Source organism: Rhodococcus sp. UYP9, assembly GCF_040547235.1.
Classification (GTDB): domain Bacteria; phylum Actinomycetota; class Actinomycetes; order Mycobacteriales; family Mycobacteriaceae; genus Rhodococcoides.
Genome location: NZ_JBEPPH010000004.1, coordinates 427,976 through 451,489, shown reverse-complemented (window position 1 = coordinate 451,489; position 23,514 = coordinate 427,976). Strand labels below are relative to the sequence as shown.

The window sequence follows — 23,514 nt, the reverse complement described above, 5'->3', positions numbered from 1 at the left end:
TGTCCGGGGCGAAGCTTCGGTAGGCGACGTCCTGAGATGCCCCAGTGCCATCCAGCGGCGCAGCAAGTTCAGTTGGCATTCATCTTGACGATAGTAGCCATCGGCGGTGATGAAGTTGAGAGCTGTTTGCTCGTAGCCACTCATGCCGAAGTCGGACGGTCATCAGTCCGTGCGCGCGCCTCCGTCCGGATGCTATCCGTAGGATTTCGTTTACCCCTCGGCCTCCCTCTGTTTTTGGTAGCCTTCTGCTGCTACAAGAAAATCAAGCGCTTGATCAAGTGGAAATCACGTGATGGACCGCCCCGAACAAGCTGGAGGAGCACGATGCTATTTCCTGGCAAACGACGATTTGGCACTATTGCCATCGCCACCATGGCCAGCGGCCTGTTACTCGTAGGCTGCACGAGTAACAGCGACAACGACGGCTCTGGTTCGACCGACGCCCAGTCCGCGCCCGGGTCTATCGGCATTGTCGGCGATCAAGGCAAGGGCGGCGATCCGGTTGAGGGCGGCACGCTGAGCTTCGCCGGCTACTCCCCAGTCTCCACGCTCGATCCCGCCAAGACCCAGCCCGCGGGTTCCACGGGCGGCACCGAGATGGCGGCGGTCTACGACCTACTTGTCCGCTACGACGCAACCACCGAAGCCTTCGAGCCGCAGCTGGCGAAATCACTCGACGCGAACGACGATTCGACGGTCTGGACCTTGAAGCTCCGTGACGGCGTCAAGTTCAGCGACGACACCCCGCTCGACGCCGAAGCCGTCGTCGCCAGCACCAACCGCTTCAATACGAATCGTGGCGGCAACAGCCAGGCGTTCACCGCCGGCGTCAAGTCCGTCGAGGCCACCGACGCCTCCACCGTGACCTACACGATGAACCAGCCCTGGACCGAGTTCCCTTCCATGCTTGCGTTCGGCCACGGCATGGTCGTCGCTGCCGGCTCGGATCAGCCAGACGGCACGTTCAAGCCGATCGGGGCCGGCGCATACACGATGGAGAGCCTCGCCCCCGGAGCCGACCTGGTGCTTCAAGCTCGCGAGGACTACTGGAACGGCAAACCGAACTTGGACACCCTCAAGTTCGTAGCCATCAAGGATGACCAGCCCAAGATCGACGCACTCAACAGCGGGGGCATTCAGATGGCGTTCCTCATCAACGACGACGCCGTGGACACTGCCATGGCCACCCTGCCCGGGTACCTCGAGACCGTCAGCCTCGGCAACTCCGTTGTGCAGATCAACCAACGCGAGGGCCGTCCCGGTGCCGACGTACGGGTGCGCAAAGCAATGCAGATGACCATCGACCCCACCGTCGTCGACACGCGCGCCAAGAACGGTGAGGGCATGCCCGGCACCGAGATGTTCCAGTCCTGGTCCAAGTGGCACAACGACATCGCCCCTGTGCCGCTGGATACCGATAAGGCGAGGGCACTCGTCGACGAGGCAAAAGCAGACGGCTTCGACGGGAAGATCACGTACTTCACAACCCAGACGCAGTCCGGACAGGCCACGGCTCTTTCCATTCAGGCGATGTTGCAGCCGGTCGGTATCGACGTGACCATCGAATACGGAGCATCGGTCACCGATGTCGTCAAGCGCCTTTACGTCGACAAAGACTTCGATATTTCCACCGGCTCGTACAGCATCGCGGATCCAGCCCCGTTCACGCGCCTGTACAGCGCTTTGAACAGCACCTCGAGTAACAACATCATCGGAGTCGACGACCCGACGATGGACAAAATCCTGAGTGCTGTCCAGACAGCGAAGGACGACGATGCGAAGCGCGCGGCATTAGCCGACCTGCAGACGGAGGTCAATTCGACGGCTCCGTTCCTGCCGCTCGCGGCCGGTCACAGTTTCGTGCCATGGACCGACAACGTCTACGGTGTAGTCCCGTCACTCGACGCCATCATGTTGCTCGACCAGGCCTGGATCGAGTAGGGGCCTCGAGACGAACGCCTCGAATTCGGGACTGCTGTCGCGCTGACCGCACACCCTTTTTGTCGAGTGAACCCCCTTGCTCTCGAAAGAGCTTGGGGGTTCACTCGGCAAAAAGGGTGTTCACTTACCCCGGCGACCACAGGTCATGCACACAGCAAAGAGAAGTTGGCCAACTCCGACCGCTGATTGTTCAGCGCTCGGTGCTGCGCTACCCGAACCACCCCTGCGGTCAAACTCAGGGCGCGGCCCGTTTACGGGGCCGTCATTCCCACACGACGCACAAGTCGGATTGGCTTCGATCGTGTCGAACCGACGTAAACGTTGTGGACGTCCTGTGCCCGGACCTCCACGTTCTGGTGCCGTTTCGTCGACAACCAAATAGTTCGGCTCACATACCTCGGAGCTTGTCGAGGTCGCGTCTTTCGCGTTTCGTGGGCCGTCCTGCACCGCGGTCTCGCCGCGGTTGCGAGGCGAGAACTTCCTTCGGCGGTGGCGGTGGGCTGCGATCGATCATGCATTCCGCCACGACACCGGCACCGACACGTTTGGCGATTGCTCGCGTGACGACGACGATCTTCTCCGCGCCGTCGACACGCAAGCGGATCTCGTCGTCGGGACCGATACGTTGCCCGGCCTTGGCCGGGGTGCCGTTGACGCGGACATGACCGGATCGGCAGGCTGCCGCAGCAGCCGACCGTGTCTTGAACAGCCGGACAGCCCAGACCCAACTGTCGACCCGCACACTCTGTGTTTCGACCATCGACAACACAACCTACATGTCGAGCCCGAGGTCGAGAACAGTCACCGAATGAGTGAGACCCCCGACCGCAAGGAAATCGACACCGGTCTTCGCGTAGTCGTGCGCCACATCCAATGTCAGTCCACCCGAGGACTCGAGCTTGGTGTGCGGTGAGAGTTTCACGCGTCGCTGGACCGCCATCTGGGTCTGCCACAGCGCGAAGTTGTCGAGCAGCACCAATTCGACTCCCTCGGCGAGTACCTCGTCGAGCTGCTCGAGGCTGTCGACTTCGACTTCGCAGGCGATATGGGGTGCGGCAGCGCGAACTGCCCGCAAAGCGGCGACTATCGAGCCGGCAGCGGCCACATGGTTGTCCTTGATCAGCGCAGCGTCACCGAGACCCATGCGATGGTTCACTCCTCCTCCGGCGCGGACGGCGTACTTCTGCAGCGCACGAAGACCAGGCAAGGTCTTGCGGCTGTCACGGATCTTCGCATCACTGTCGGCGACTTCGGCAACCCATGCCGCGGTGGTGGTGGCGATGCCGGACAGATGGCACATCAAATTCAGCATCGTCCGTTCCGCTGTCAACAGCGAACGCGTCGGCGCTGTCAGGCTCAGAATCGACTGTCCGGCTTCGACTTCGGTTCCGTCTGCAACTCGATCGACAACCTCGTATGCCCCTTCACCGATGACCTCGTCCAGGACGAGCAGCCCTACGTCGATCCCGGCCACAGTCCCTGCCTGGCGGGCGACGACGGATGCCGACGCGATGGCGTCGGCGGGGACCGTTGCGATAGTCGTCACGTCCGGCCCGTAGCGCAGGTCCTCGTCGAGGGCGGTTCGAATGAGTGCACGCACCTCATGTGGGTCGAGTCCCTGATCGGTCAGTGCACTCACTGTCAACTCACTCCTGTCATGGCCGGCGGCCGTATCTTGTTGGAAGACAATACGAATTCGAGTGAACCGTCCTCGGCCTGACGAATTCGCGTGCTGTGCCGCAGTGCATCCGAAGGTGCTGGATGGTCTAGACGGGTATGGCACCCACGACTTTCGGATCGAGCAGCTGCTGCCTTCACCACTGCCGATGCGGTCACCGTGAGTGCTGCATCCTCGATCAGAGTGACGGCATCGCGGGAGCGTGCAGTGTGCGTCCATGCCGCGTCCACAGCCGAGCCCAGCACCGACGCCGTGTGGGCCAGGCCGTTTTCATCGCGGACCACTCCCACGTGCTCGGTCATCAGAGCCTGTAGTTCTCGTCGCGGCATTGTGCGCATCGACGGCAGGGCGGGTTCGGCATCGACGCGGGGGCTGCCGACTCGTTCCAGGGCTGCAGTTCCAGCACGTCTTCCGACGACCAGTCCTTCGAGAAGACTGTTCGACGCCAATCGGTTTGCGCCGTGAAGACCAGTTCGTGCCACCTCGCCTGCAGCGAGAAGACCCGGCACAGTGGTGCGGCCCCACACATCGGTGACGATGCCACCGCAGGAGTAGTGCGCCGCGGGGGCGACCGGAATCAGGTGCTCGGCGGGATCGATTCCGGCTGCATGGCATGAGGCGGTGACGGTAGGAAACCGTCTGGAAAACCCGGGGATCGCGCGTGCGTCGAGCAGAACATGGTCGGTCCCGGTGATGCGCAGTCGTTCGGCGATAGCTCGCGAGACCACATCGCGTGGAGCCAGGTCCCCGAGCGGATGGACACCGCCCATGAACCTGATGCCGTCGAGATCGACCAGGTGCCCGCCCTCGCCGCGTACAGCTTCACTGACCAGTGGTCGTCGTCCCTCCGAGCCTGGAGCGAACAGCACCGTCGGGTGGAACTGTACGAATTCCAGATCCGACACTTCCGCACCGGCAGCGAGCGCGAGGGCAATTCCGTCGGCAGTCGAGCCCGGCGGATTGGTACTGCACGAGTACAACTGACCCACTCCACCAGTGGCCACCAGTACCGCAGGGCAATGGATCACGCCCAATCCCTCGGCAGAGGATGCGAGCAGTCCACTGACCTCACCTCGCGCAGTGAGCACGGACACGGCAGCGGTACCGAACAATACAGCTTGCCCCGAGACATCAAGCGCCCGTTGCACTTCGGCACCGGTCGCATCACCTCCCGCATGAATGATCCGACTTCTCGAGTGCCCGCCTTCGAGCGTCCGCGCCACCGTGCCGTCGGCGCCTCGGTCGAAGACCGCACCCAAGGCTTCCAACGCCGCTACTGCGTCGGGACCCCCGGAGACGATGGAACGAACCGAAGGCTCGTCGCACAAGCCGGCTCCGGCCACGCAGGTATCGGCAACGTGATCGTCGATGGAATCACCGGAGGCGCCCGAACCAGGGACTGCGATCCCGCCCTGGGCGTACTGCGTCGCGGTGTCCGCCGAACCGCCCTTGCTCACGGTGATGACCCGCAGTCCCCGCTGGCCGGCTGCTATTGCTGCACTGAGGCCCGCGACGCCACCGCCGACCACCACGAGATCGGCCGACGCCTCCCACGTGATCGAGACCGGCGTGGCCCTCCCCCCGAAGGACAGTGTCACTCGCCGCCGCCGGGGTTACCGATCTCGATCATCCGTTGCACGGACTTACTCGCAATGTGTGCGGTCTCGGGATCCACATGCACTTCGTCTTTACCTTCGACGAGGCAGCGCAGCAATGCAGCCGGGGTGATCATCTTCATGTAGCCGCAGGATGCTCGGTCGTTGACTGCCTGAAAGTCGACGTCCGGCGCTGCACGCCGCAGTTGATGCAACATGCCGATCTCGGTTGCAACGAGTACCTGCTTGGCGCCGGTGGTGCGTGCGGCGTCGAGCATCCCGCCGGTGGAGAGAATCTTGACCTTGTCCGGCGTGACGAAACCCTCGCCTGCCAAGTAGAGAGCCGATGTGGCACAACCACATTCGGGATGGACGTACAGTTCGGCATCGGGATGCATTCGAGACTTCTCGGCGAGTTCGTCACCATTGATGCCGGCGTGGACATGACATTCGCCTGCCCAGATGTGGAGATTCTCTCGACCGGTGATCCGCTTGACGTGCGCACCGAGGAACTGGTCCGGCAAGAACAGGATTTCACGGCTCGGGTCGATCGATTCGACGACCTCGACGGCATTGGAGGAGGTGCAGCAGATATCGGTCAGTGCCTTGATCTCTGCGGTCGTATTGACGTAGGACACGACTACGGCGTGCGGGTAGTCGGACTTCCACTCGCGCAGCTGCTCGGCGGTGATGGAGTCCGCAAGCGAGCAGCCGGCACGCTGATCCGGAATGAGGACGGTCTTGTTCGGGCTCAGGATCTTGGCGGTCTCCGCCATGAAGTGCACACCGCAGAAGACGATCTCGTCTTCCGGAACCTCCGCGGCCAGCCGCGAGAGTGCCAGCGAATCCCCGACGTGATCGGCGATGTCCTGGATGGCGGGAACCTGGTAGTTGTGAGCCAGAATGGTGGCTCCCCGCAGGCGCGCAAGCCGTTTGATCTCGGCCGCCCACTCCTGCGTCGGCTCCACGCCGCCGTATCCACCCGGTCCGTCGAAGATGCCGGACACTCCAGCCCAGCTCGATTCCAGCTGCTTGGAGCCGCTCATTGTCGACGCACTGGCCGTCGCAGCAGTGGCCGTGGAGCCACTGGTCTCGTAGCCGGTTGCACTGCTCGCCATGGCGGAACTCCTTCGCCGATCATCCGGCCCGAAAAGTCCGGATTTCCTATGATGGGGTTTTCGACTTATGATCGAAAACATGATTCATCGTAGCACCGTCCATGAAGTACTCATCGCGGTGTTCCAGGTTCGAACCTTCACCGCAGGCCAGAGCCCCGAACTCGGAGTCCTGCTCTGGCAGCGTGCACTCGAGCCGGAACTGGGCTCATGGTCGCTGCCCGGCGGTGTCCTCGAATCCGACGAGGACCTCCCCTCCTCCGCTCGCCGCCAGCTCGCTGAGAAGGTAGACGTCCGAAAAGTCGCCCACCTCGAACAACTGTCCATCTTCAGCGACCCCGATCGGGTACCCGGAGACCGACGGATCGCCTCGACCTTCCTGGGCCTGGTCCCGATCTCCACGGATCCGAAACTGCCGGAAGACACCGAGTGGCATCCGGTCGCGCGGCTTCCCGACATGTCCTTCGACCATCGGACAGTCGTCCGACACGCACGAACGCGATTGGTCGCGAAACTCTCCTACACCAACATCGCATTCGCGCTTGCGCCAGTCGAATTTGCCATGTCCACGTTGCGCGAGATCTACGCCGCTGCCCTCGACTACCAGGTGGATGCGACAAATCTCCAGCGCGTACTCGGGCGTCGAAAAGTACTGGAGGCAACGGGCAAGACCTCGCCGTCGGGCAAGGCAGGAGGTCGTCCACCCGCTCTCTACAGATTCGCCGACGCTTCCTTGCGCGTCACCGACGAGTTCGCCGCTTTACGCCCGCCCAGTTAGATCAGAAGGTTCGTCGTTCCACAGTGGACCCGGAGCCCTGCCCTCGGCGACAGAATTCGCTCCGGGCTCCGGTTCCTCGTCGTGCAGCGTGAATCGAAGATTGTCGTGCGGGTTCATGGCGGCAAGGAGAAGTACGACGAACGAGGTCGCCAGAGCCTGCACGATCAGCACGAGCGGGGATTCCATGCCTGCAGCCCGCGCCACAACGGATCCGACGGCGGGATCGTCGGGTCGGCTGTGCAGGATTCCGGACATCCATACCCCGAGGCCCAGCGTCGTTGCCGACCCCAGCAAGGACCCCAGCACCAACCCCAGTGCCATTGCCGGGCCGCGGCGCTCGGTCCACGTCCAGAATCCGACCGGGAGAAGTACACCTGCGACGAGGGTGATGCACAAGAAGATGGCGACCGAATCGAACCGGTGCAGGCTCTCGCCGGTCAACGGCGCACCCCGTCCGGGTGCGAGAACGACGAGATGTTCCGCCGGGGCCGCAAGTGCCCAACACACGCCGGCGAGAGCGCCGACCCCGACAGCAACGGCGACAGTGATGGCCAAGATCCGGAACCGAGGTATCGGTGCCGCACCCCCGTCGAAGGTGGCGCGGTCCGATTCCATCGTCGATTCCACTGGCCCTATCGCCTTCCCGAAGTCGCGGAGTCGTTCGATCCGTGACGCGAGCACTTCGAGGTCCATCCGTCCGGACGAATCTGCACCACCATGCGTCGACCACACTCGGCGCAGAACCGTGGCGGTTCCAGACCTAGCCGAGCCGCCTCGGTGACGGTCTCGTCCACACCGGGGATCAGAGGCTTTCCCGTGTGCAGGCTGTAGCGCTGATCGGTAGTCACGCCTTTACCTTAGATGGTCGAATTCAAGGCTTTGATCGGCATCCGAAGCTCTCCGAGGAGGTCCAGATCTTCCTCCGCAGGCCGTCCCAGAGTGGTCAGGTAATTGCCGACGATCACGGCGTTGATACCGCCGAGAATGCCCTTCTGCGCGCCGAGGTCACCCAAGGTGATCTCGCGCCCACCGGCGAATCGAAGAATCGTCCTCGGCAGCGCCAGCCTGAATGCGGCAACAGCCAGAAGTGCCTCGGACGGCGGAAGTACGTCGAGGTTTCCGAACGGAGTGCCCGGTCGCGGATTGAGGAAGTTCAGTGGCACCTCGTCCGGCTCCAGAGCAGCCAGATCCGCGGTGAACTCCGCTCGCTGCTCCAGCGACTCCCCCATCCCGAGAATCCCTCCGCAGCACACCTCCATTCCTGCCGCTCGCACCATTTCCAATGTGCCCCAACGCTCTTCCCACGTATGGGTGGTGACAACCTTTGGAAAATACGAGCGGGCAGTTTCGAGATTGTGGTTGTAGCGATGAACTCCCATGGCGGAAAGCTGATCGACCTGCTCCTGGGTCAACATCCCGAGTGAGCACGCGATGTCGATGTCGACTTCGTTGCGAATCGCCTCGATACCCGCTGCCACCTGGGCGAGCAGTCGCTCATCCGGACCGCGAACGGCCGCGACGATGCAGAATTCGGTGGCTCCGGACTTGGCCGTCTGTTTGGCAGCCTCCACGAGGGAGGGAATGTCGAGGCGCGCAGCGCGAACCGGCGACTCGAACAGGCCTGATTGGGAGCAGAAATGGCAATCCTCGGGGCAGCCGCCGGTCTTGAGACTGATGATCCCCTCGACCTCCACCTCGGGTCCACACCAGGCCATTCTCACCTCGTGCGCCAGCGCCAGTGCTTCCTCCAACCGTTCCTCCGGCAACCGAAGAATCTCGAGCACCTGGCTCTGTGTAAGCCCTTCACCGTTCTCGAGCACTTGCGCACGCGCTCTGTCGACAATGTCGGACTGCACAGATATCTGGGTCACGAACTGCTCCTTAGGTCGTACGGGCATAATTGAACACCGTTCAAGTTGAACGGCGTTCAGGTTATGCTGGCGGTCGGATACTGTCAAAGCCGAACCGAAGAACAGGAGTGCCGAGTGCAACTGCGGAGAGCGGACGTCCTCGACGGCGCGATATCGATCCTCGACGAATACGGGCTCGGCGATTTGACGATGCGCAGGCTGGCAACGTCTCTGCACGTCCAACCCGGCGCGCTGTATTGGCACTTTCCCAACAAGCAGACACTGCTCGGCGCGATCGCCGATCACCTTCTCACCGACGTCGATGCACCCCCGACCCGTACCGGATGGGATGAGCAGGTGCGCGAACTTGCCCACCGCTTGCGCGATGCCTTGCTTTCACGCCGAGACGGCGCCGAACTGGTTGCCGCGACCTATGCGTCGCGACTGACCACCAACCGGGTTCGCGAGCGGCTCGCCGCAGTCTGCATCCGAGCAGGTTCGAGCCGCAGCGACGCCGAGCTCACTGCGGACACGCTGCTGTATTACGTGCTGGGCCAGACTGTCGACGAGCAGTCACGTATGCAGATGGACTCCGTCGGCGCCCTCACCGAAGAGGCGTCCCCGCTGTTCGAAAGTCCTGATTCGACAAGCAGATTCGATTTCGGCCTGGGGCTGTTCATCGACGGAGTCCGGCACAATCTGGGTGCCTCCGCGCGGCTCTAGCCGCCGAAGACGGCGCCCAGCCCGGCACTGTTGCCCGCACTCGAGGCAAACGGGTTGTCGTGCACCATGTACGTCCAGGTCGACGTTGGGCGTTGCAGACCCGCATTGTCGAGATCGATTCCCTCGGATGTGATCTCGGCCGTCTCGAACGTCACCTGAGCTTGTTCCATCGCCTTGTCCGAGACGGTCTTGAACGCCTCGACAGCGATGCGGTGATATTCGTCCAATGGATTCTCTCGACCGAGTGCGCGCAGGTGGATGCTCTCGCGCACATCGGCGAGGTGTGCCAAGTAGTCCGACCACGCCCGATCGAGATGAAACAGCACGATTCGACGCGCTGCCACGACCAGTGTGTCCTCCGATACCTCGGCGCGGAGCCCCGAAGCACGGTCCGGTGCAACGGATGCGAGAAGCTCCAACGCTTCAGCGCTAGCGAGCAGCGTCGTACGTCGACGGTCGAGGATGTCGCGGTGCGCAGCGGTGAGCTGGTTGTACAGCCACGTCCGCGAATGCACCTCGAGCATCGTGCCCTCGGCTATTCGCTGCGCATGGTCGATCTTTCCGGCAACACCCGCCGAAGTGATCAGCCCGGTGTCGTCGTGTTTCTTGGGCTGCTCCTTGGGTCCGATATTCGCCGTCACGACGTCGTCCTCCCAGCTGGAGAAGAACACCGAACGTCCCGGATCACCCTGGCGGCCTGCGCGGCCACGAAGTTGATTGTCGAGCCTTTCGGTCGTGTGCCGACCGGTTCCGACCACGAGCAGCCCGCCGAGTTCGGCTACTCGGTCCTTGGCTGTTTTCGCGTCGGAACCGGGTCCACCAAGCTTGATATCGGTTCCTCGTCCGGCAATCTGAGTCGACACCGTGACGGCTCCGATCACGCCGGCAGCTGCGATGACGCCCGCTTCCTCGGCGTCGTTCTTCGCGTTCAATACGACGACCGGAACGCCCTGCTTCTGAAGTTGCTCGGCCAGGTCCTCGGATTCGGCAACGTCGTGAGTACCGATCAGAACCGGTTGTTCGCGCTCGTGAACCTCCTTCACGAAGGCCACCACCGCCGCGTTCTTGTTCGAGGCAGTGTCGTAGACACGGTCGGGCTCGTCGATTCGGATGTTCGGCTGGTTGGACGAAATCAACGAGACACCGAGCCCGTAGAACTTCTTGAGCTGTTCACCGGCGGCAAGCGCAGTGCCGGTCATTCCGCACACCGTCGGATATCTACCGATCAGAGCCTGCACGGTGATCGTGTCGAGAATCTCCCCCGTCTCCGTCGGCTTCAGTCCTTCCTTGGTCTCGACCGCCGCTTGAAGACCGTCCGGCCACCGTTGCAACTCCGCGACGCGCCCACGAGATGCATTGATCAACTGGACCCTCCCGTCTCGGACGATGTAGTGCACATCACGCTGGAGAAGAACCTGCGCATGCAGTGCCACGTTGACCGCAACCAAAGTGGTACCGACGTGCTCCTCGGAGTACAGATCTATATCGCCGAATTCTTTTTCCAACCGGGCTGCGCCCTCGTCGGTGAGAAAGACATTTCTGCCGTCGGCGTCGGTGTCGAAATCGGCGGTCTTCGCCAAGCCGCGAATTGCCTCGAACACCTTCGACGCGGGCACATCCTTCGGTACCGATCCCGCAAGGACCAAGGGAACGAGTGCTTCGTCGACGAGTACCGAATCGGCCTCGTCTATCAGCGCGACATCAGGGGTCGGCGCTACCAGATCGGCGATGTCGTCGACCAGATGGTCACGAAGAACGTCGAATCCGATCTCGTTGACCGAGGCATACGTGACGTCACAGGCATACGCCTTCCGCCGTTCCTCGGACGTCGAGGATTCGGTGACCCACCCGACCGTCAGCCCCAGCATCTCGTACAACGGAGCCATCCAGGCGGCGTCGCGTCGGGCGAGGAAGTCGTTGATGGAAATGACATGCACTTTACGGCCGGAGAGCACGTATCCGCCTGCCGCGACCGCGCCCGCGAGCGTCTTTCCCTCACCGGTTGCCATCTCGACCACGTCGCCCGCCATCATTCGGACGGCGGCGAGCAACTGAACGTCGAAAGGCCGTAGCTCGACAGCGCGATCACTCGCTTCACGAACGAGCGCCAGGTAGCGCGGAACATCGAGGTCTTCGCTTTTGTCGACGCGAAGCGATGTCGCCGCCGCGGTGAGCTCGGAGTCGGTGAGACCGCGCGCCCAGTCCTCGTGCTCGGACGCCAGGTCCACCCGACTTCGCGAGCGAGCTTGACCCTTCTGCGCCGAACGGCCGAGTACTCGCCAAAGTCGATCAGAACCCAATGCCATCTACCAATCCCTACCTACGAAGAAGAATCAACGGTGCCTCGGCACTTCTTTCTCCCAGCCTACTGAAGCGGCAAGCCCGGCCGGGTGAACCGGAGGACACGGGAATTATGCAAAGACCCAGTTGTTGATTCAACGGGGTTCTTCAGCGAAGAGAACCGCAGGAAGGACGAGAAGATGTCGCATTCGTACAGCAAGGACGAGCAGTCACTCGATCGATTGACTCCCGAGCAGTTCCGAGTCACGCAGAAGAACGGCACCGAGCGAGCTTTCGACAACGAATACTGGGATAACCACGAGCGCGGTCTGTACGTGGACGTCGTAACGGGCGAGCCGTTGTTCTCCTCGGCGGACAAATTCGAGTCTCACTCCGGGTGGCCCAGTTTCACCAAGCCCGTCGAGCCGCAGAATGTGGTTGCGAAGCGGGATTTCAGCCACCTGATGGTGCGCACCGAAATACGGTCTGCGACCGGCGACTCTCACCTGGGACACCTTTTCAAGGATGGTCCGAAGGTCGACGGTGGCTTGCGGTACTGCATGAACTCGGCAGCGCTCCGGTTCATCCCCCTCGATCGCCTCGAAGCCGAGGGTTACGGTGACTATCGCGCACAGTTCGACAGCATCGAAGATAGTTCAGACGAAGGAGCGCAGAAGTGACTACATCTACCGAGACCGCCATCCTCGCCGGAGGCTGCTTCTGGGGAGCACAAGAACTGATCAGGCATCGGCCGGGCGTGGCCTCGACTCGCGTCGGATACTCCGGGGGTGATGTCGCCAACGCGACCTACCGCAATCACGGAACCCACGCCGAATCTGTGGAAATCGTCTTCGATCCGGAGCAGATCTCCTACCGCGACATCCTGGAGTTCTTCTTTCAGATCCACGACCCCTCCACCAAGAACCGTCAGGGCAACGACGTCGGTGTCAGCTACCGCTCGGCTATTTATTACACGAGCGAGGAGCAGAAGCGCGTCGCCCTCGACACGATCGCCGATGTAGATGCGTCGGGTCTGTGGCCGGGCAAGGTCGTCACCGAAGTAGAACCGGCCGGACCGTTCTGGGAGGCAGAGCCCGAGCACCAGGACTACCTGCAGAACTACCCGAGTGGCTACACGTGTCACTTCGTTCGTCCCGGCTGGAAGCTTCCGCACCGCGAAGCCGCCACCAGCTGACGACTACATCTTCACGTGCAGTGGCCCCGAGCTCGAGCTCGGGGCCACTGCACGTGAAGGCGCGTTACTCGAAATCCCGGTGACGATCCGCTGATTGCTCGTCTGGTGAGGTGGACCAGTATCGTGGCGCGAGCAGGCCTCATCAACGACCGAGTACCGCCGAAAAGTCGGAGCATTCAACTTCCCATGCATGTCCAGCCCCAATTTCTCGCCGGCGACGAGAACAAGGCGACGGCCCCACCGCGCCCGACCTCGACCTCCGACGTGCGAGTCGATCTCAACGGGCTTCGTGGGATCGCTATCGCCCTCGTCGTCGTCTTCCACATCTGGATGGGACGGGTCTCCGGCGGCGTCGACGTCTTTCTGACGTTGAGCGGCTTCTTCTTCACTGCCTCGCTCATTCGCACCGCGCACTCCGGCGGAAGTATCGATCCGATCACACGGGTTCGGCGAATTCTGCGCAGACTCGGCCCCCCGCTGATGGTGGTTCTGGCTGCAGTCGCCGTTGCCACCCTGACTCTTCTGCCCCGCACTCGATGGGCCGACGTAGGCGATCAGCTGATGTCTGCTGTGTTCTTCTACACGAACTGGGAACTTGCCTGGACGGCTCAGGACTATCTGGCAGCAGACCAAAGTGTCAGCCCGGTTCAACATCTCTGGTCCGTTGCCGTGCAGTTCCAGTTCTATCTGCTCGCGATCACCGTCGTCTTCGGCCTCGCTTGGATCGTCCGTCGCTCCTGGAGAGGGCGGAAGATGAGCCCGCCTGCCGGTCTCTACCTCCTGTTGTTCGCAGGTGCCGCGCTCCTGTCCTTCGTCTATGCAGCCGAGGGTGCCAGCGAAATGCAGTCGTGGAACTACTACGACACCGGAGCACGCTTGTGGGAGATCCTGGTCGGAGCTGCAATCGCAGCATTGTTCGCGGTCCGCCAAGCCCGTGATCGTCCGGCACACGGATGGCGAGACGGGCAGTCGTGGGTCGGTCGGTCGGCGCGTACGCTGCTCGCCTTCGCCGGACTGACGGCCATCGCCTTGTGCGGGTTCGTTCTCGACGGCGTCCGGGAGTTCCCCGGCCCGTGGGCGCTGGTGCCCGTCTCGGCGACCGTCGCGCTGATTCTCGCCGGCCCGGCGACCCCCGTCGCGCGGCTGATGAGCACACGGTTCGGAGTGTGGCTGGGCTCGATTGCCTTCCCCTTGTACCTGTGGCACTGGCCGATCCTGATCTTCGCACTGTTCTTGACCGGCGAGCCATCCGCCGGCCCGACTCTGGGTTTGGTCGTCGTCGGCTTGTCGGTACTTCTCGCAATGGCAACAGTTCGGTTGGTCGAAAAGCCCTTGCAAGCGCCGAGACCGTCGATTCCCAAGGTGTTGATCACCGTCGTGGCAACAGCGACGGCAGCGGTCGTGGTCTGTGGTTCGGTCGGATGGAACTATTACATCGACCGCTCCGTCGCTGACCTGCAAGCCGGCGCCATAGTCGATGCATCGACGCATCCGGGCGCACTCGTCCTCACCGACGGCGCACTCGCCGAGGACGCCGAAGTAGTACCCGCATTGTTCTCCGCTCCCGCAGACCTCCCCATCACGACGATCGAGGGATGCATCGCGGACTTCGATACCCGTGATGTCATCAGCTGCGAGTACGGGAACAAGGAGGCCGAACGGACGATAGCCCTGGCCGGAGGTTCGCACGCCGAACATTGGATCACCGCCCTCGATCAACTGGGACGCGAGAAGGGTTTCCGCGTCGTCACCTATCTGAAGATGGGCTGTCCACTCACCGTCGGAAGCATGCCGGTGCTCGGCGACAGCGAATACCCCGGTTGTCTCGACTGGACCGACTCCGTTCTCGGCGAGATCGAGCGAAGCAAACCCGACTACGTCTTCTCCAACTCGACGCGCCCACGCCCCGACGGCCCCGGCGACTTCACCCCGGATTCGTACGTACAGGTGTGGGCCCAGTTGGCTGATCACGGAGTACCGGTTCTCGGCATCCGCGACAATCCATGGCTCGATCGCGACGGCGTTGCGTACCGAGCGGCCGACTGTTTGGCCGAAGGTGGCACTGCTACCTCGTGCGGAGTGCCCCGCCAGAACGCTTTGTCCCCACTCGACCCGGCGCTGGCCGCGTCGTTCCGTTACCCAGCGGTACATCTACTCGACCTTTCCAACGCATTGTGCGACGGTCCGGTATGCCGGGTGATCCAGGGGAACGTCCTCGTCTATCGCGACGAGCACCACCTCACCGCAACCTACGTTCGTACTCTGACCCCCGAGTTGAGTCGGCAGATTGCGTCGGCGACCGGTTGGTGGTGAGCCGGTTGCACCGGGCCACAGTAAGGTTGGCCCATGCCTGAGGACGCTCCCACCGAAACACTCGAGATCGCAGTCTGGCCGGGCTCCGCCTATCCACTGGGAGCAACCTACGACGGTGCAGGTACCAACTTCGCACTCTTCTCCGAGGTCGCCGACGCTGTCGATCTTTGCCTGATCGCCGACGACGGCACCGAAACTCGAGTCCGTTTCGAGGAGTCCGACGGTTACGTCTGGCACGGGTATCTGCCCTCGGTGGTACCCGGGCAGAAGTACGGATTCCGCGTTCATGGACCGTGGGATCCGAGCAACGGGCACCGGTGCGATCCGAGCAAACTGCTCCTCGACCCGTATGGGAAAGCGTTCGAAGGCGACTTCGACGGTGACCGCTCCTTGTTCTCCTACAGCCTCGACGTCCCCGAAGCCGCAGCCGACATTCCCGCGGAACCGGTGGCGCAGAGCGCCGGCACAGCCTTCGAAGACGAGACCGATCTCGACGATCCGGACGGCGAAGTGATCGAAGAGGAGCCGATCGCGCACGACGATTCGCCGCGCGAGGACTTCCCGCAGTACGACTCCCTCGGTCACACCATGACGAGCGTGGTGATCAATCCGTTCTTCGACTGGCAGTCCGACAGAGCGCCCAAACGCCCGTACCACGAGACGGTCATCTACGAAGCCCACGTCAAAGGTATGACGGTGGCACATCCCGACATCCCGGAGTCGCTTCGCGGCACGTACGCGGGGCTGGCGCACCCGGCGATCATCGACCACCTGCTGAACCTCGGGATCACCGCGATCGAATTGATGCCGGTCCACCAATTCATGCAGGATCAGACCCTGCTCGATCAAGGTCTACGAAACTACTGGGGTTACAACACCTTCGGATTCCTTGCACCGCACGCCGACTACTCGTCCAATCCCACCGCCGGTGGCGCAGTGACGGAGTTCAAGGCGATGGTTCGGGCGTTCCATGCTGCCGGCATCGAAGTAATTCTCGACGTGGTCTACAACCACACCGCCGAGGGCAACCACATGGGCCCGACCATCAGCTTTCGCGGCATCGACAACGCCGCTTACTACCGTTTGGTCGACGGCGACGAACAGCACTACATGGACTACACCGGCACCGGTAACAGCCTCAACGCCCGGCATCCACACACCCTGCAGCTCATCATGGATTCGCTGCGCTACTGGGTCACCGAGATGCACGTCGACGGTTTCCGCTTCGACCTCGCGTCGACGCTGGCACGTGAACTCCACGACGTGGACCGTCTGAGCGCGTTCTTCGATCTGGTGCAACAGGATCCGGTCGTCAGTCAGGTCAAACTGATCGCCGAGCCGTGGGATATCGGCGAAGGCGGATATCAGGTCGGAAACTTCCCTGGCTTGTGGACCGAGTGGAACGGCAAGTACCGCGACACCGTGCGCGACTACTGGCGCGGCGAACCCGCCACTCTCGGTGAGTTCGCATCGCGATTGACCGGATCCTCGGACCTGTACGAGGCGACGGGACGTCGCCCAGGGGCGAGCATCAACTTCGTCATCGCCCACGACGGCTTCACGCTCAACGACCTCGTGTCCTACAACGACAAACACAACGAGGCCAACGGCGAAGGCAACAACGACGGTGAGAGTCACAACCGTTCGTGGAACTGCGGCGTCGAGGGCCCGACCGACGACCCCGAGGTTCTCGAACTCCGCAGTCGCCAGGTCCGCAACATCATGGCCACGCTGTTGCTCAGCCAGGGCACGCCGATGATTGCGCACGGCGACGAACTCGGCCGAACGCAGCAGGGCAACAACAATGTCTACTGCCAGGACTCGGAGTTGGCGTGGATGGACTGGTCGCTCGCCGAGACCAATGCCGACCTCATCGAGTTCACCCGCAATGCCATCGCGCTGCGCAACGACCATCCGGTGTTTCGCCGCCGTCGATTCTTCGAGGGTCGACCGATTCGTAGCGGTGAGCAGGCACGCGACATCGCGTGGCTGACGCCTTCGGGCGAGGAGATGACGCCCGAGGACTGGGACAGCGGATTCGGCAAGAGCCTGACGGTGTTCCTCAACGGCGAGGGCATCCCCGAACCGAATCAGCGAGGCGAACGAGTAGTCGACGACTCGTTCCTGATGTGCTTCAACGCACATCACGAGAGCATCGAGTTCGTCACACCCGATGGGAACTACGCGAAGGAATGGACCGTCGCACTCGACACTGCCACGCCGACCGGGGTGAGTGAGAATGTCATCGAAGCGGGTACACCGGTCAAGGTGGCCGCCCGGTCACTCCTCGTTCTACGAAAGACGGACTGACCCATGCCGATCCCGTCCAGCACGTATCGACTTCAACTGCGCGGGGATGGATTCACTCTCGACGACGCCCGAGACCTCGTCGACTATCTCGACGATCTCGGCGTCACCCACGCGTACCTTTCTCCGATCCTGAGCGCTACCGAAGGGTCGACGCACGGGTACGACGTCGTGGATCCACAGACGATCTCGTCCGCTCTCGGTGGTCGGGCAGCATTCGAGGCGCTCGTGGCCGAGCTTCACGCACGGGGAATGGGCGTCGTCGTCGACATCGTGCCCAATCACGTCGGTGTCGAGGACCCACAGCAGAACGCTTGGTGGTGGGATGTTCTCGCTCGCGGCAGAGATTCCGACTATGCAGACTGGTTCGACATCGACTGGCGCAGCGACAACGGCACCGATGGAAAAATCGCCCTGCCGGTCCTCGGATCCGAAGAGGACACGAAAGAACTGGTGATCGACGTCTCCGGTGAGAAGCCTCTGCTCGCATATTACGAACACAGGTTTCCCATCGCCGAGGGAACCGAGAACGGTAATGCGGAGGAAGTACACGCCCGTCAGGCCTACCGTTTGGTCAGTTGGAAGGCAGGCCTGGTCGGCTACCGACGATTCTTCTCGGTCAACGGTCTTGCCGGACTTCGCCAGGAGGACTACGACGTCTTCACAGCCTCCCACCAGCAGGTGAGCAGCTGGATGTCGGACGGGCTCGTCGACGGGTTGCGAGTCGATCACCCGGACGGCCTCGCCGATCCAGCCGGCTATCTGACCGAACTCCGCGAGGTGATCGGGCCGGACCGTTGGCTGGTAGTGGAGAAGATCCTCGCGCGCGGCGAACCCCTGGACGAGTCTCTGCCGGTCGACGGAACCACCGGATACGACGCTCTTGCCGATCTCGGTGGGGTGTTCGTCGACCCGGACGGCGCGGAGGCACTCGGCGAGCTGTCGCGGGTCTACACGGGTGTGGTCAACGATGCGAGATGGCTGCACGAGACCGAGCGGGCATTGAAAATCTCTGTCGCACAAGGCGATCTCGCACCCGAGGTTTCTCGTCTGAGCCGTGCGATCGCGCGCGAGTCTTCGACAGCCATCTCTCACGAGGACATCAGCGCTGCGGTGGTCGCCCTGGTGGCTCGGATGCCGTACTACAGATCCGATTACGGCCCTCTGGCCGGCACCGTCGCTCGAGTCGTCGGCGAGGTCAGCGCGAGCGACCCGGCCCTCGAAGCAGGCCTCGATGCGGTGACGACCGCGCTGATTCGTGGCACCGAGTCAGCCGTGCGGTTCGAGCAGGTTTGCGGGGCCGTGACGGCCAAGGGCGTCGAGGATTGCTTGTTCTATCGCGCGACGCGGCTCATCTCGCTGCAGGAGGTCGGCGGTGATCCCGCCGAATTCGGTATCAGCCCAGCGCAGTTCCATCTCGCATCCGCGGATCGAGCAGTACGGTGGTCCGCCGCGATGACGACGCTGTCCACACACGACACCAAGCGTGGAGAGGATGTTCGCGCCCGCATCGGCGTGCTGTCGCAGACGCCCGAACTCTGGGCGCGATGCTTGACAGACTGGGAACTGCTCGCGCCGAGCCCGGATGGGGCAACCGGACTGTTCCTGTGGCAGAACGTATTCGGCGTGTGGCCCGCGGACGGCACGATCACCGAAGAATTTCGAGCACGGCTGCACGCCTATGCCGAAAAAGCCGTCCGCGAAGCCGGTCTCCGCACCGGATGGAACGACGTCGAAACGACATTCGAAGCCTCGGTCCACGATTGGCTCGACTCCATCACGGCGGGGTCGATCGCTGAATCGGTCAGCATGCTGGTCTCGCGGCTCGATCCCCACGGCCGCAACGACGCACTCGGACAAAAGCTTCTGCACCTTCTCGGGCCCGGTGTGCCCGACGTCTACCAGGGCACCGAACTGTGGGACGATTCGCTCGTCGACCCGGACAATCGGCGTCCCGTCGACTACTCGGTGCGTCGTGAACATCTCGCAGACACCGGCATACCCGTCGTCGACTGCAGCGGTACGGCGAAATTTCATATCGTCCGCACCGCCCTCCGACTCCGGCGTGAGCGGCCCGACAGTTTCGTCGGTGGAACTTACGCACCCGTCTACGCCGTCGGATCCGCTGCAACGCACGTTCTCGGATTCGCCCGAGGATCGGTACTCGCCGAACCTGATGTGATCGCGCTTGCCACCCGCCATTCGCTGACACTCGCATCACAGGGTTGGGGATCGACAGCGGTGGTACTCCCCGACGGACAGTGGCGCGATCGTCTGACCGATTCCGTATTCACGGGCGAGATTTCAGCGGAGGTGCTTTTCGCTTCGCTGCCCGTGGCATTACTGGTACGCGAGAACTGAGGAGCTGCACCCATGATCCACCGTTTCCAAGTGTGGGCACCGACCCCCGAGAAGGTTCGACTGCATCTGGACGGCGACGTCCACGACATGGAGCGCCGGTCCGACGGTTGGTGGTTCACCGATAAGCAGGCTCGGCCGGACAGTCGATACGGGTTCCTCCTCGACGAGGACGACACCGTGATTCCGGATCCCCGTTCGCCGCGTCAACCGGACGGGGTGCATGCTCCCTCGCAGCTGCACAGTGTGGACGAGTCGAAGTGGACCGATTCGACATGGACCGGCCGTCAACTGCCCGGTGGCGCACTGTACGAGTTGCACATCGGAACCTTCACTCCCGAAGGCACATTCGACGCGGCCATCGCCAAACTCGACCACCTCGTCGACCTCGGTGTCACCTTCGTCGAGGTGATGCCGGTCAACGGATTCAACGGCACCCACAACTGGGGTTACGACGGTGTGCTCTGGTACACCGTTCACGAGCCGTACGGTGGGCCGGAAGGGTTGCAGCGCTTCGTCGATGCCTGCCACCGACGGGGACTCGGAGTGGTACTCGACGTGGTCTACAACCATTTCGGCCCATCCGGCAACTACCTCGACCGATTCGGACCGTATCTCGCTCAGGGGTCCAATTCGTGGGGCCAAGCGATCAACTACTCCGAGGCCGATTCGGGGCCGGTGCGGCGCTACGCAGTCGAGAACGCGCTTCGATGGTTCTCCGAATTCCACATCGACGGTCTCCGCCTCGATGCAGTCCATGCCATCGTCGACCACACTGCCGTCCACCTGCTCGAAGAATTGGCAGTGGACACACGCCGACTGTCGGCTCATCTCGGACGCCCACTGACTCTGATCGCTGAGAGCGACCTCAACGACCCCAGCCTCATCACTGCGCGGTCCGGCGGCGGTTATGGCCTGGATGCGCAGTGGGACGATGACATTCACCATGCCATCCACGCTGCGGTGTCCGGTGAAAGACAGGGCTACTACGGAGATTTCGGTTCACTGCAGACGTTGGCGACGACCCTTCGCCATGGGTTCTTTCATGCGGGAACGTACTCGAGCTTCCGTGGCCGGACACACGGCCGTCCTATCGACACCCGCCGAATTCCGGCGAGTTCGTTCGTGACGTACACCACGACACACGATCAGATCGGCAACCGTGCGATCGGTGATCGACCGGGCTTCTATCTCGAACCCGGCCAGTTGGCAGTCAAGGCCGCATTGGTGTTGGCCTCCCCCTACACACCGATGTTGTTCATGGGCGAAGAGTGGGGCGCATCGACGCCGTTCCAATTCTTCACTTCACACCCCGAGCCCGAACTGGGTAAGGCTACTGCTGAGGGCCGCAAAGCGGAGTTCGCCGCGCACGGTTGGGACAGCGCGGACATTCCCGACCCTCAGGACCCGGAGACATTCCAGCGATCGACACTGAACTGGTCCGAACTCGGCACCGGCGATCACGCGCAGCTACTGCAGATCTACCGCGATCTGCTGTCGTTACGGCGTGAATACTCAGAGTTGACCGATCCATGGCTCGAGAACTTTTCCGTCGACTACGACGAGGACGAACGCTGGATCGTACTGCACCGCGGATCGCTTCGGCTGGCCTGCAACCTTGCACCGCACGAGGTGACGGTCCCGGTCGGCGGCATCCCTCTCCTGTCCTGGAGTCCGCCGACCTCGTACGAAACAGGTTCGGCCACAACCATCCCTGGCCATTCGTTCACGATCCTCGCAGCCAACGTGCCTGCAGCGACGAAGTCGTGAACGACACCGTCGACAGGCTTAGCTGAGCCGACCCGTCACGCATGCGTTGTGGTGCCTCGCAGCCGCACGAATACCGCAATCGAAGTGGCAGCCATGACTACAGCGGTAGCCACCGACGCAGCGTGCATGCCGCTGATGAATGCCGCGTCAGCGGACTCGGACAGAAGTTCGGCGGCCTGGGTAGGAAGCGTGTGGGCGACGGCAACCGATCCACCGAGTGTCTCCTGGGCGGAGATCGCCTGAACCGGATCGAGCCCGGACACGTCGAGGCCTCGGCGGAAGTACGACATGACGACCGTTCCGAGAATGGCAACGCCGAGCGCGATGCCCAGTTCGTACGCGGTCTCCGATACTGCGGACGCCGCACCTGCACGCTCGGGCTCGACCGCGCTCACGACCAGGTCCGAGGTGAGGGTCAGCGCTGTACCAGCGCCGGCACCGACCAGGACGAAGCCGGCGATGAACAGTCCGGGTCCACCGTCGGCACGAAGTCCGATCAGCAGAGCCGCGCCTACTGCAGCGACGGCCAACCCGGTTCCGAGCACCGTCCCCGGCGAGAAGATGCGCACCAGGTAGGCCGCGATCAAGGAGGTCACGATGCTCGAGACTGTGCCCGGAAGTAGCAGCAGTCCGGCCTGGAGTGGGCTGTTTCCCAGGACGAGCTGTAGATATTGGGCGCCGAAGAACAGGACTCCGGCGAGCGCGAACACCGACAGGAAGTTGGTGAACACCGCCGTCGAGAACGCCGGCTTGGCGAAGAGCCGAAGATCGATCATGGGTGATTCCAGCGTGCGCTGACGCCTCACGAACGCGATACCTGCAGCGATACCGATGGCTGCAGCGACGGCGTTGACCGTATCGAAACCATGGGTCGCGGTCTCCTTGACTGCGAAAACCAAGGGCACGAGCGCAGCCAGAGACAAGGCAGAGCTCACGAGGTCGAATTTGCCCGGGTTCGGATCCTTCGACTCTGGGATCACCAGCGGCCCCAGCGCAATCAGCACCAGCATGACCGGGATGTTGATGAGGAACACAGATCCCCACCAGAAGTGCTCCAGAAGCCACCCACCCACGAGCGGACCAGCGGCAGCACCACCGCCCGCCATAGCGCCCCAGATCCCGATCGCCATGATCCGTTGACGCGAGTCGGTGAAGATCGTTCTGATGAGGCCCAGAGTCGCAGGCATCAGTGTCGCACCGGATACGCCCTGCAGAACCCGTGCTGCGATGAGCATCTCGGGGCTGACGGAGAATGCAGCAACAACCGATGCGATGCCGAATCCAGCAGCACCGATGAGCAACAGTCGACGACGGCCGATCCGATCACCGAGAGTGCCCATCGTGATGAGTAGACCTGCTAACACGAACGAATAGACATCGATGATCCACAGCAGCTGATTACTGGTCGGCGCAAGGTCGGAGCTGATGAACGGCAGCGCAAGGTCGAGCACAGTGCCGTCGACCGCGATCAGAAGCACCGCGAACGCGAGCACCACCAGCCCGAGCCAGTCCTGTGTGGTGGCCCGCCGGTCAGGGGCGGATTGCATGCTGGGCATGCTCGACTCGTTCACGAACTTCTCCTCGGTTCGACAACCTTGTGACTGGACCGTC

At 62.6% G+C, this 23,514-nt stretch carries 18 protein-coding genes; 9 read left to right on the top strand and 9 right to left on the bottom strand.

The features are described from left to right. Window positions 1-372 precede the first annotated feature (372 nt). Window positions 373-1,941 carry an ABC transporter substrate-binding protein gene (locus ABIB36_RS14860; protein WP_354562136.1) on the top strand — a complete coding sequence of 523 codons (1,569 nt, stop codon included), beginning with the start codon at window positions 373-375 and terminating at the stop codon, window positions 1,939-1,941. A 388-nt stretch (window positions 1,942-2,329) separates the two neighbouring features. On the opposite strand, the gene ABIB36_RS14855 is transcribed toward ABIB36_RS14860, so the two are convergent. Genes ABIB36_RS14855 through nadA form a run of 4 tightly spaced genes read right to left on the bottom strand, consistent with a single transcriptional unit; the run spans window position 2,330 to window position 6,260 of the window. Further along, window positions 2,330-2,701, bottom strand: a complete 372-nt coding sequence (locus tag ABIB36_RS14855; protein ID WP_084346750.1) for an RNA-binding S4 domain-containing protein — start codon at window positions 2,699-2,701, stop codon at window positions 2,330-2,332. 12 nt (window positions 2,702-2,713) lie between these two features. Further along, entirely contained in the window at window positions 2,714-3,580 is an 867-nt protein-coding gene (gene nadC / locus ABIB36_RS14850; protein WP_502944940.1) for a carboxylating nicotinate-nucleotide diphosphorylase, read from the bottom strand. Window positions 3,581-3,582: 2 nt separating this feature from the next. After that, window positions 3,583-5,211 carry an L-aspartate oxidase gene (locus ABIB36_RS14845; protein ID WP_502944943.1) on the bottom strand — a complete coding sequence of 543 codons (1,629 nt, stop codon included), beginning with the start codon at window positions 5,209-5,211 and terminating at the stop codon, window positions 3,583-3,585. A gap of 2 nt (window positions 5,212-5,213) precedes the next feature. After that, window positions 5,214-6,260, bottom strand: coding sequence for a quinolinate synthase NadA (gene nadA / locus ABIB36_RS14840; protein WP_354562287.1), 1,047 nt, complete (start codon window positions 6,258-6,260; stop codon window positions 5,214-5,216). Between the two features lie 151 nt (window positions 6,261-6,411). Between nadA and ABIB36_RS14835 the strand changes: the two genes are divergently transcribed. Then, the gene (locus ABIB36_RS14835) at window positions 6,412-7,107 is read left to right on the top strand and encodes an NUDIX hydrolase (RefSeq protein WP_084346753.1); all 696 of its coding nucleotides are present in this window, start codon (window positions 6,412-6,414) and stop codon (window positions 7,105-7,107) included. Here ABIB36_RS14835 and ABIB36_RS14830 read toward each other — a convergent pair. The 3 genes from ABIB36_RS14830 to bioB are packed head-to-tail and all read right to left on the bottom strand — an operon-like array spanning window position 7,090 to window position 8,978. Continuing rightward, complete coding sequence (locus tag ABIB36_RS14830) at window positions 7,090-7,722, bottom strand: DUF2567 domain-containing protein (RefSeq protein ID WP_084346754.1); 633 nt, start codon at window positions 7,720-7,722, stop codon at window positions 7,090-7,092. The two genes, ABIB36_RS14835 and ABIB36_RS14830, sit on opposite strands and share 18 nt — an antisense overlap. Before the next feature lie 17 nt (window positions 7,723-7,739). After that, a complete protein-coding gene (gene bsaP, locus ABIB36_RS14825) occupies window positions 7,740-7,955 on the bottom strand; it encodes a biotin synthase auxiliary protein BsaP (RefSeq protein WP_084346591.1) in 216 nt (71 codons plus the stop codon). Window positions 7,956-7,964: 9 nt separating this feature from the next. Beyond that, window positions 7,965-8,978, bottom strand: coding sequence for a biotin synthase BioB (gene bioB / locus ABIB36_RS14820; RefSeq protein WP_084346755.1), 1,014 nt, complete (start codon window positions 8,976-8,978; stop codon window positions 7,965-7,967). A 114-nt stretch (window positions 8,979-9,092) separates the two neighbouring features. Between bioB and ABIB36_RS14815 the strand changes: the two genes are divergently transcribed. Then, window positions 9,093-9,680, top strand: coding sequence for a TetR/AcrR family transcriptional regulator C-terminal domain-containing protein (locus ABIB36_RS14815; RefSeq protein ID WP_084346592.1), 588 nt, complete (start codon window positions 9,093-9,095; stop codon window positions 9,678-9,680). On the opposite strand, the gene secA2 is transcribed toward ABIB36_RS14815, so the two are convergent. Further along, the gene (gene secA2 / locus ABIB36_RS14810; RefSeq protein ID WP_354562127.1) at window positions 9,677-11,986 is read right to left on the bottom strand and encodes an accessory Sec system translocase SecA2; all 2,310 of its coding nucleotides are present in this window, start codon (window positions 11,984-11,986) and stop codon (window positions 9,677-9,679) included. The two genes, ABIB36_RS14815 and secA2, sit on opposite strands and share 4 nt — an antisense overlap. A gap of 174 nt (window positions 11,987-12,160) precedes the next feature. Between secA2 and msrB the strand changes: the two genes are divergently transcribed. The 6 genes from msrB (at window position 12,161) to treZ (ending at window position 21,903) form a co-directional block, all read left to right on the top strand. After that, window positions 12,161-12,640, top strand: a complete 480-nt coding sequence (gene msrB / locus ABIB36_RS14805; protein WP_084346594.1) for a peptide-methionine (R)-S-oxide reductase MsrB — start codon at window positions 12,161-12,163, stop codon at window positions 12,638-12,640. Further along, the gene (msrA, locus tag ABIB36_RS14800) at window positions 12,637-13,155 is read left to right on the top strand and encodes a peptide-methionine (S)-S-oxide reductase MsrA (RefSeq protein ID WP_084346595.1); all 519 of its coding nucleotides are present in this window, start codon (window positions 12,637-12,639) and stop codon (window positions 13,153-13,155) included. The genes msrB and msrA overlap by 4 nt, the downstream gene beginning before the upstream one ends. Window positions 13,156-13,341: 186 nt before the next feature. Then, window positions 13,342-15,468, top strand: a complete 2,127-nt coding sequence (locus tag ABIB36_RS14795; protein WP_084346756.1) for an acyltransferase family protein — start codon at window positions 13,342-13,344, stop codon at window positions 15,466-15,468. A gap of 33 nt (window positions 15,469-15,501) precedes the next feature. Then, a complete protein-coding gene (gene glgX / locus ABIB36_RS14790) occupies window positions 15,502-17,778 on the top strand; it encodes a glycogen debranching protein GlgX (protein WP_084346596.1) in 2,277 nt (758 codons plus the stop codon). A 3-nt stretch (window positions 17,779-17,781) separates the two neighbouring features. Beyond that, a complete protein-coding gene (gene treY, locus ABIB36_RS14785; protein ID WP_354562122.1) occupies window positions 17,782-20,136 on the top strand; it encodes a malto-oligosyltrehalose synthase in 2,355 nt (784 codons plus the stop codon). Between the two features lie 15 nt (window positions 20,137-20,151). Next, the gene (gene treZ / locus ABIB36_RS14780) at window positions 20,152-21,903 is read left to right on the top strand and encodes a malto-oligosyltrehalose trehalohydrolase (RefSeq protein ID WP_354562284.1); all 1,752 of its coding nucleotides are present in this window, start codon (window positions 20,152-20,154) and stop codon (window positions 21,901-21,903) included. 35 nt (window positions 21,904-21,938) lie between these two features. On the opposite strand, the gene ABIB36_RS14775 is transcribed toward treZ, so the two are convergent. Beyond that, a complete protein-coding gene (locus ABIB36_RS14775) occupies window positions 21,939-23,459 on the bottom strand; it encodes an MFS transporter (RefSeq protein WP_084346757.1) in 1,521 nt (506 codons plus the stop codon). Window positions 23,460-23,514 lie beyond the last annotated feature (55 nt).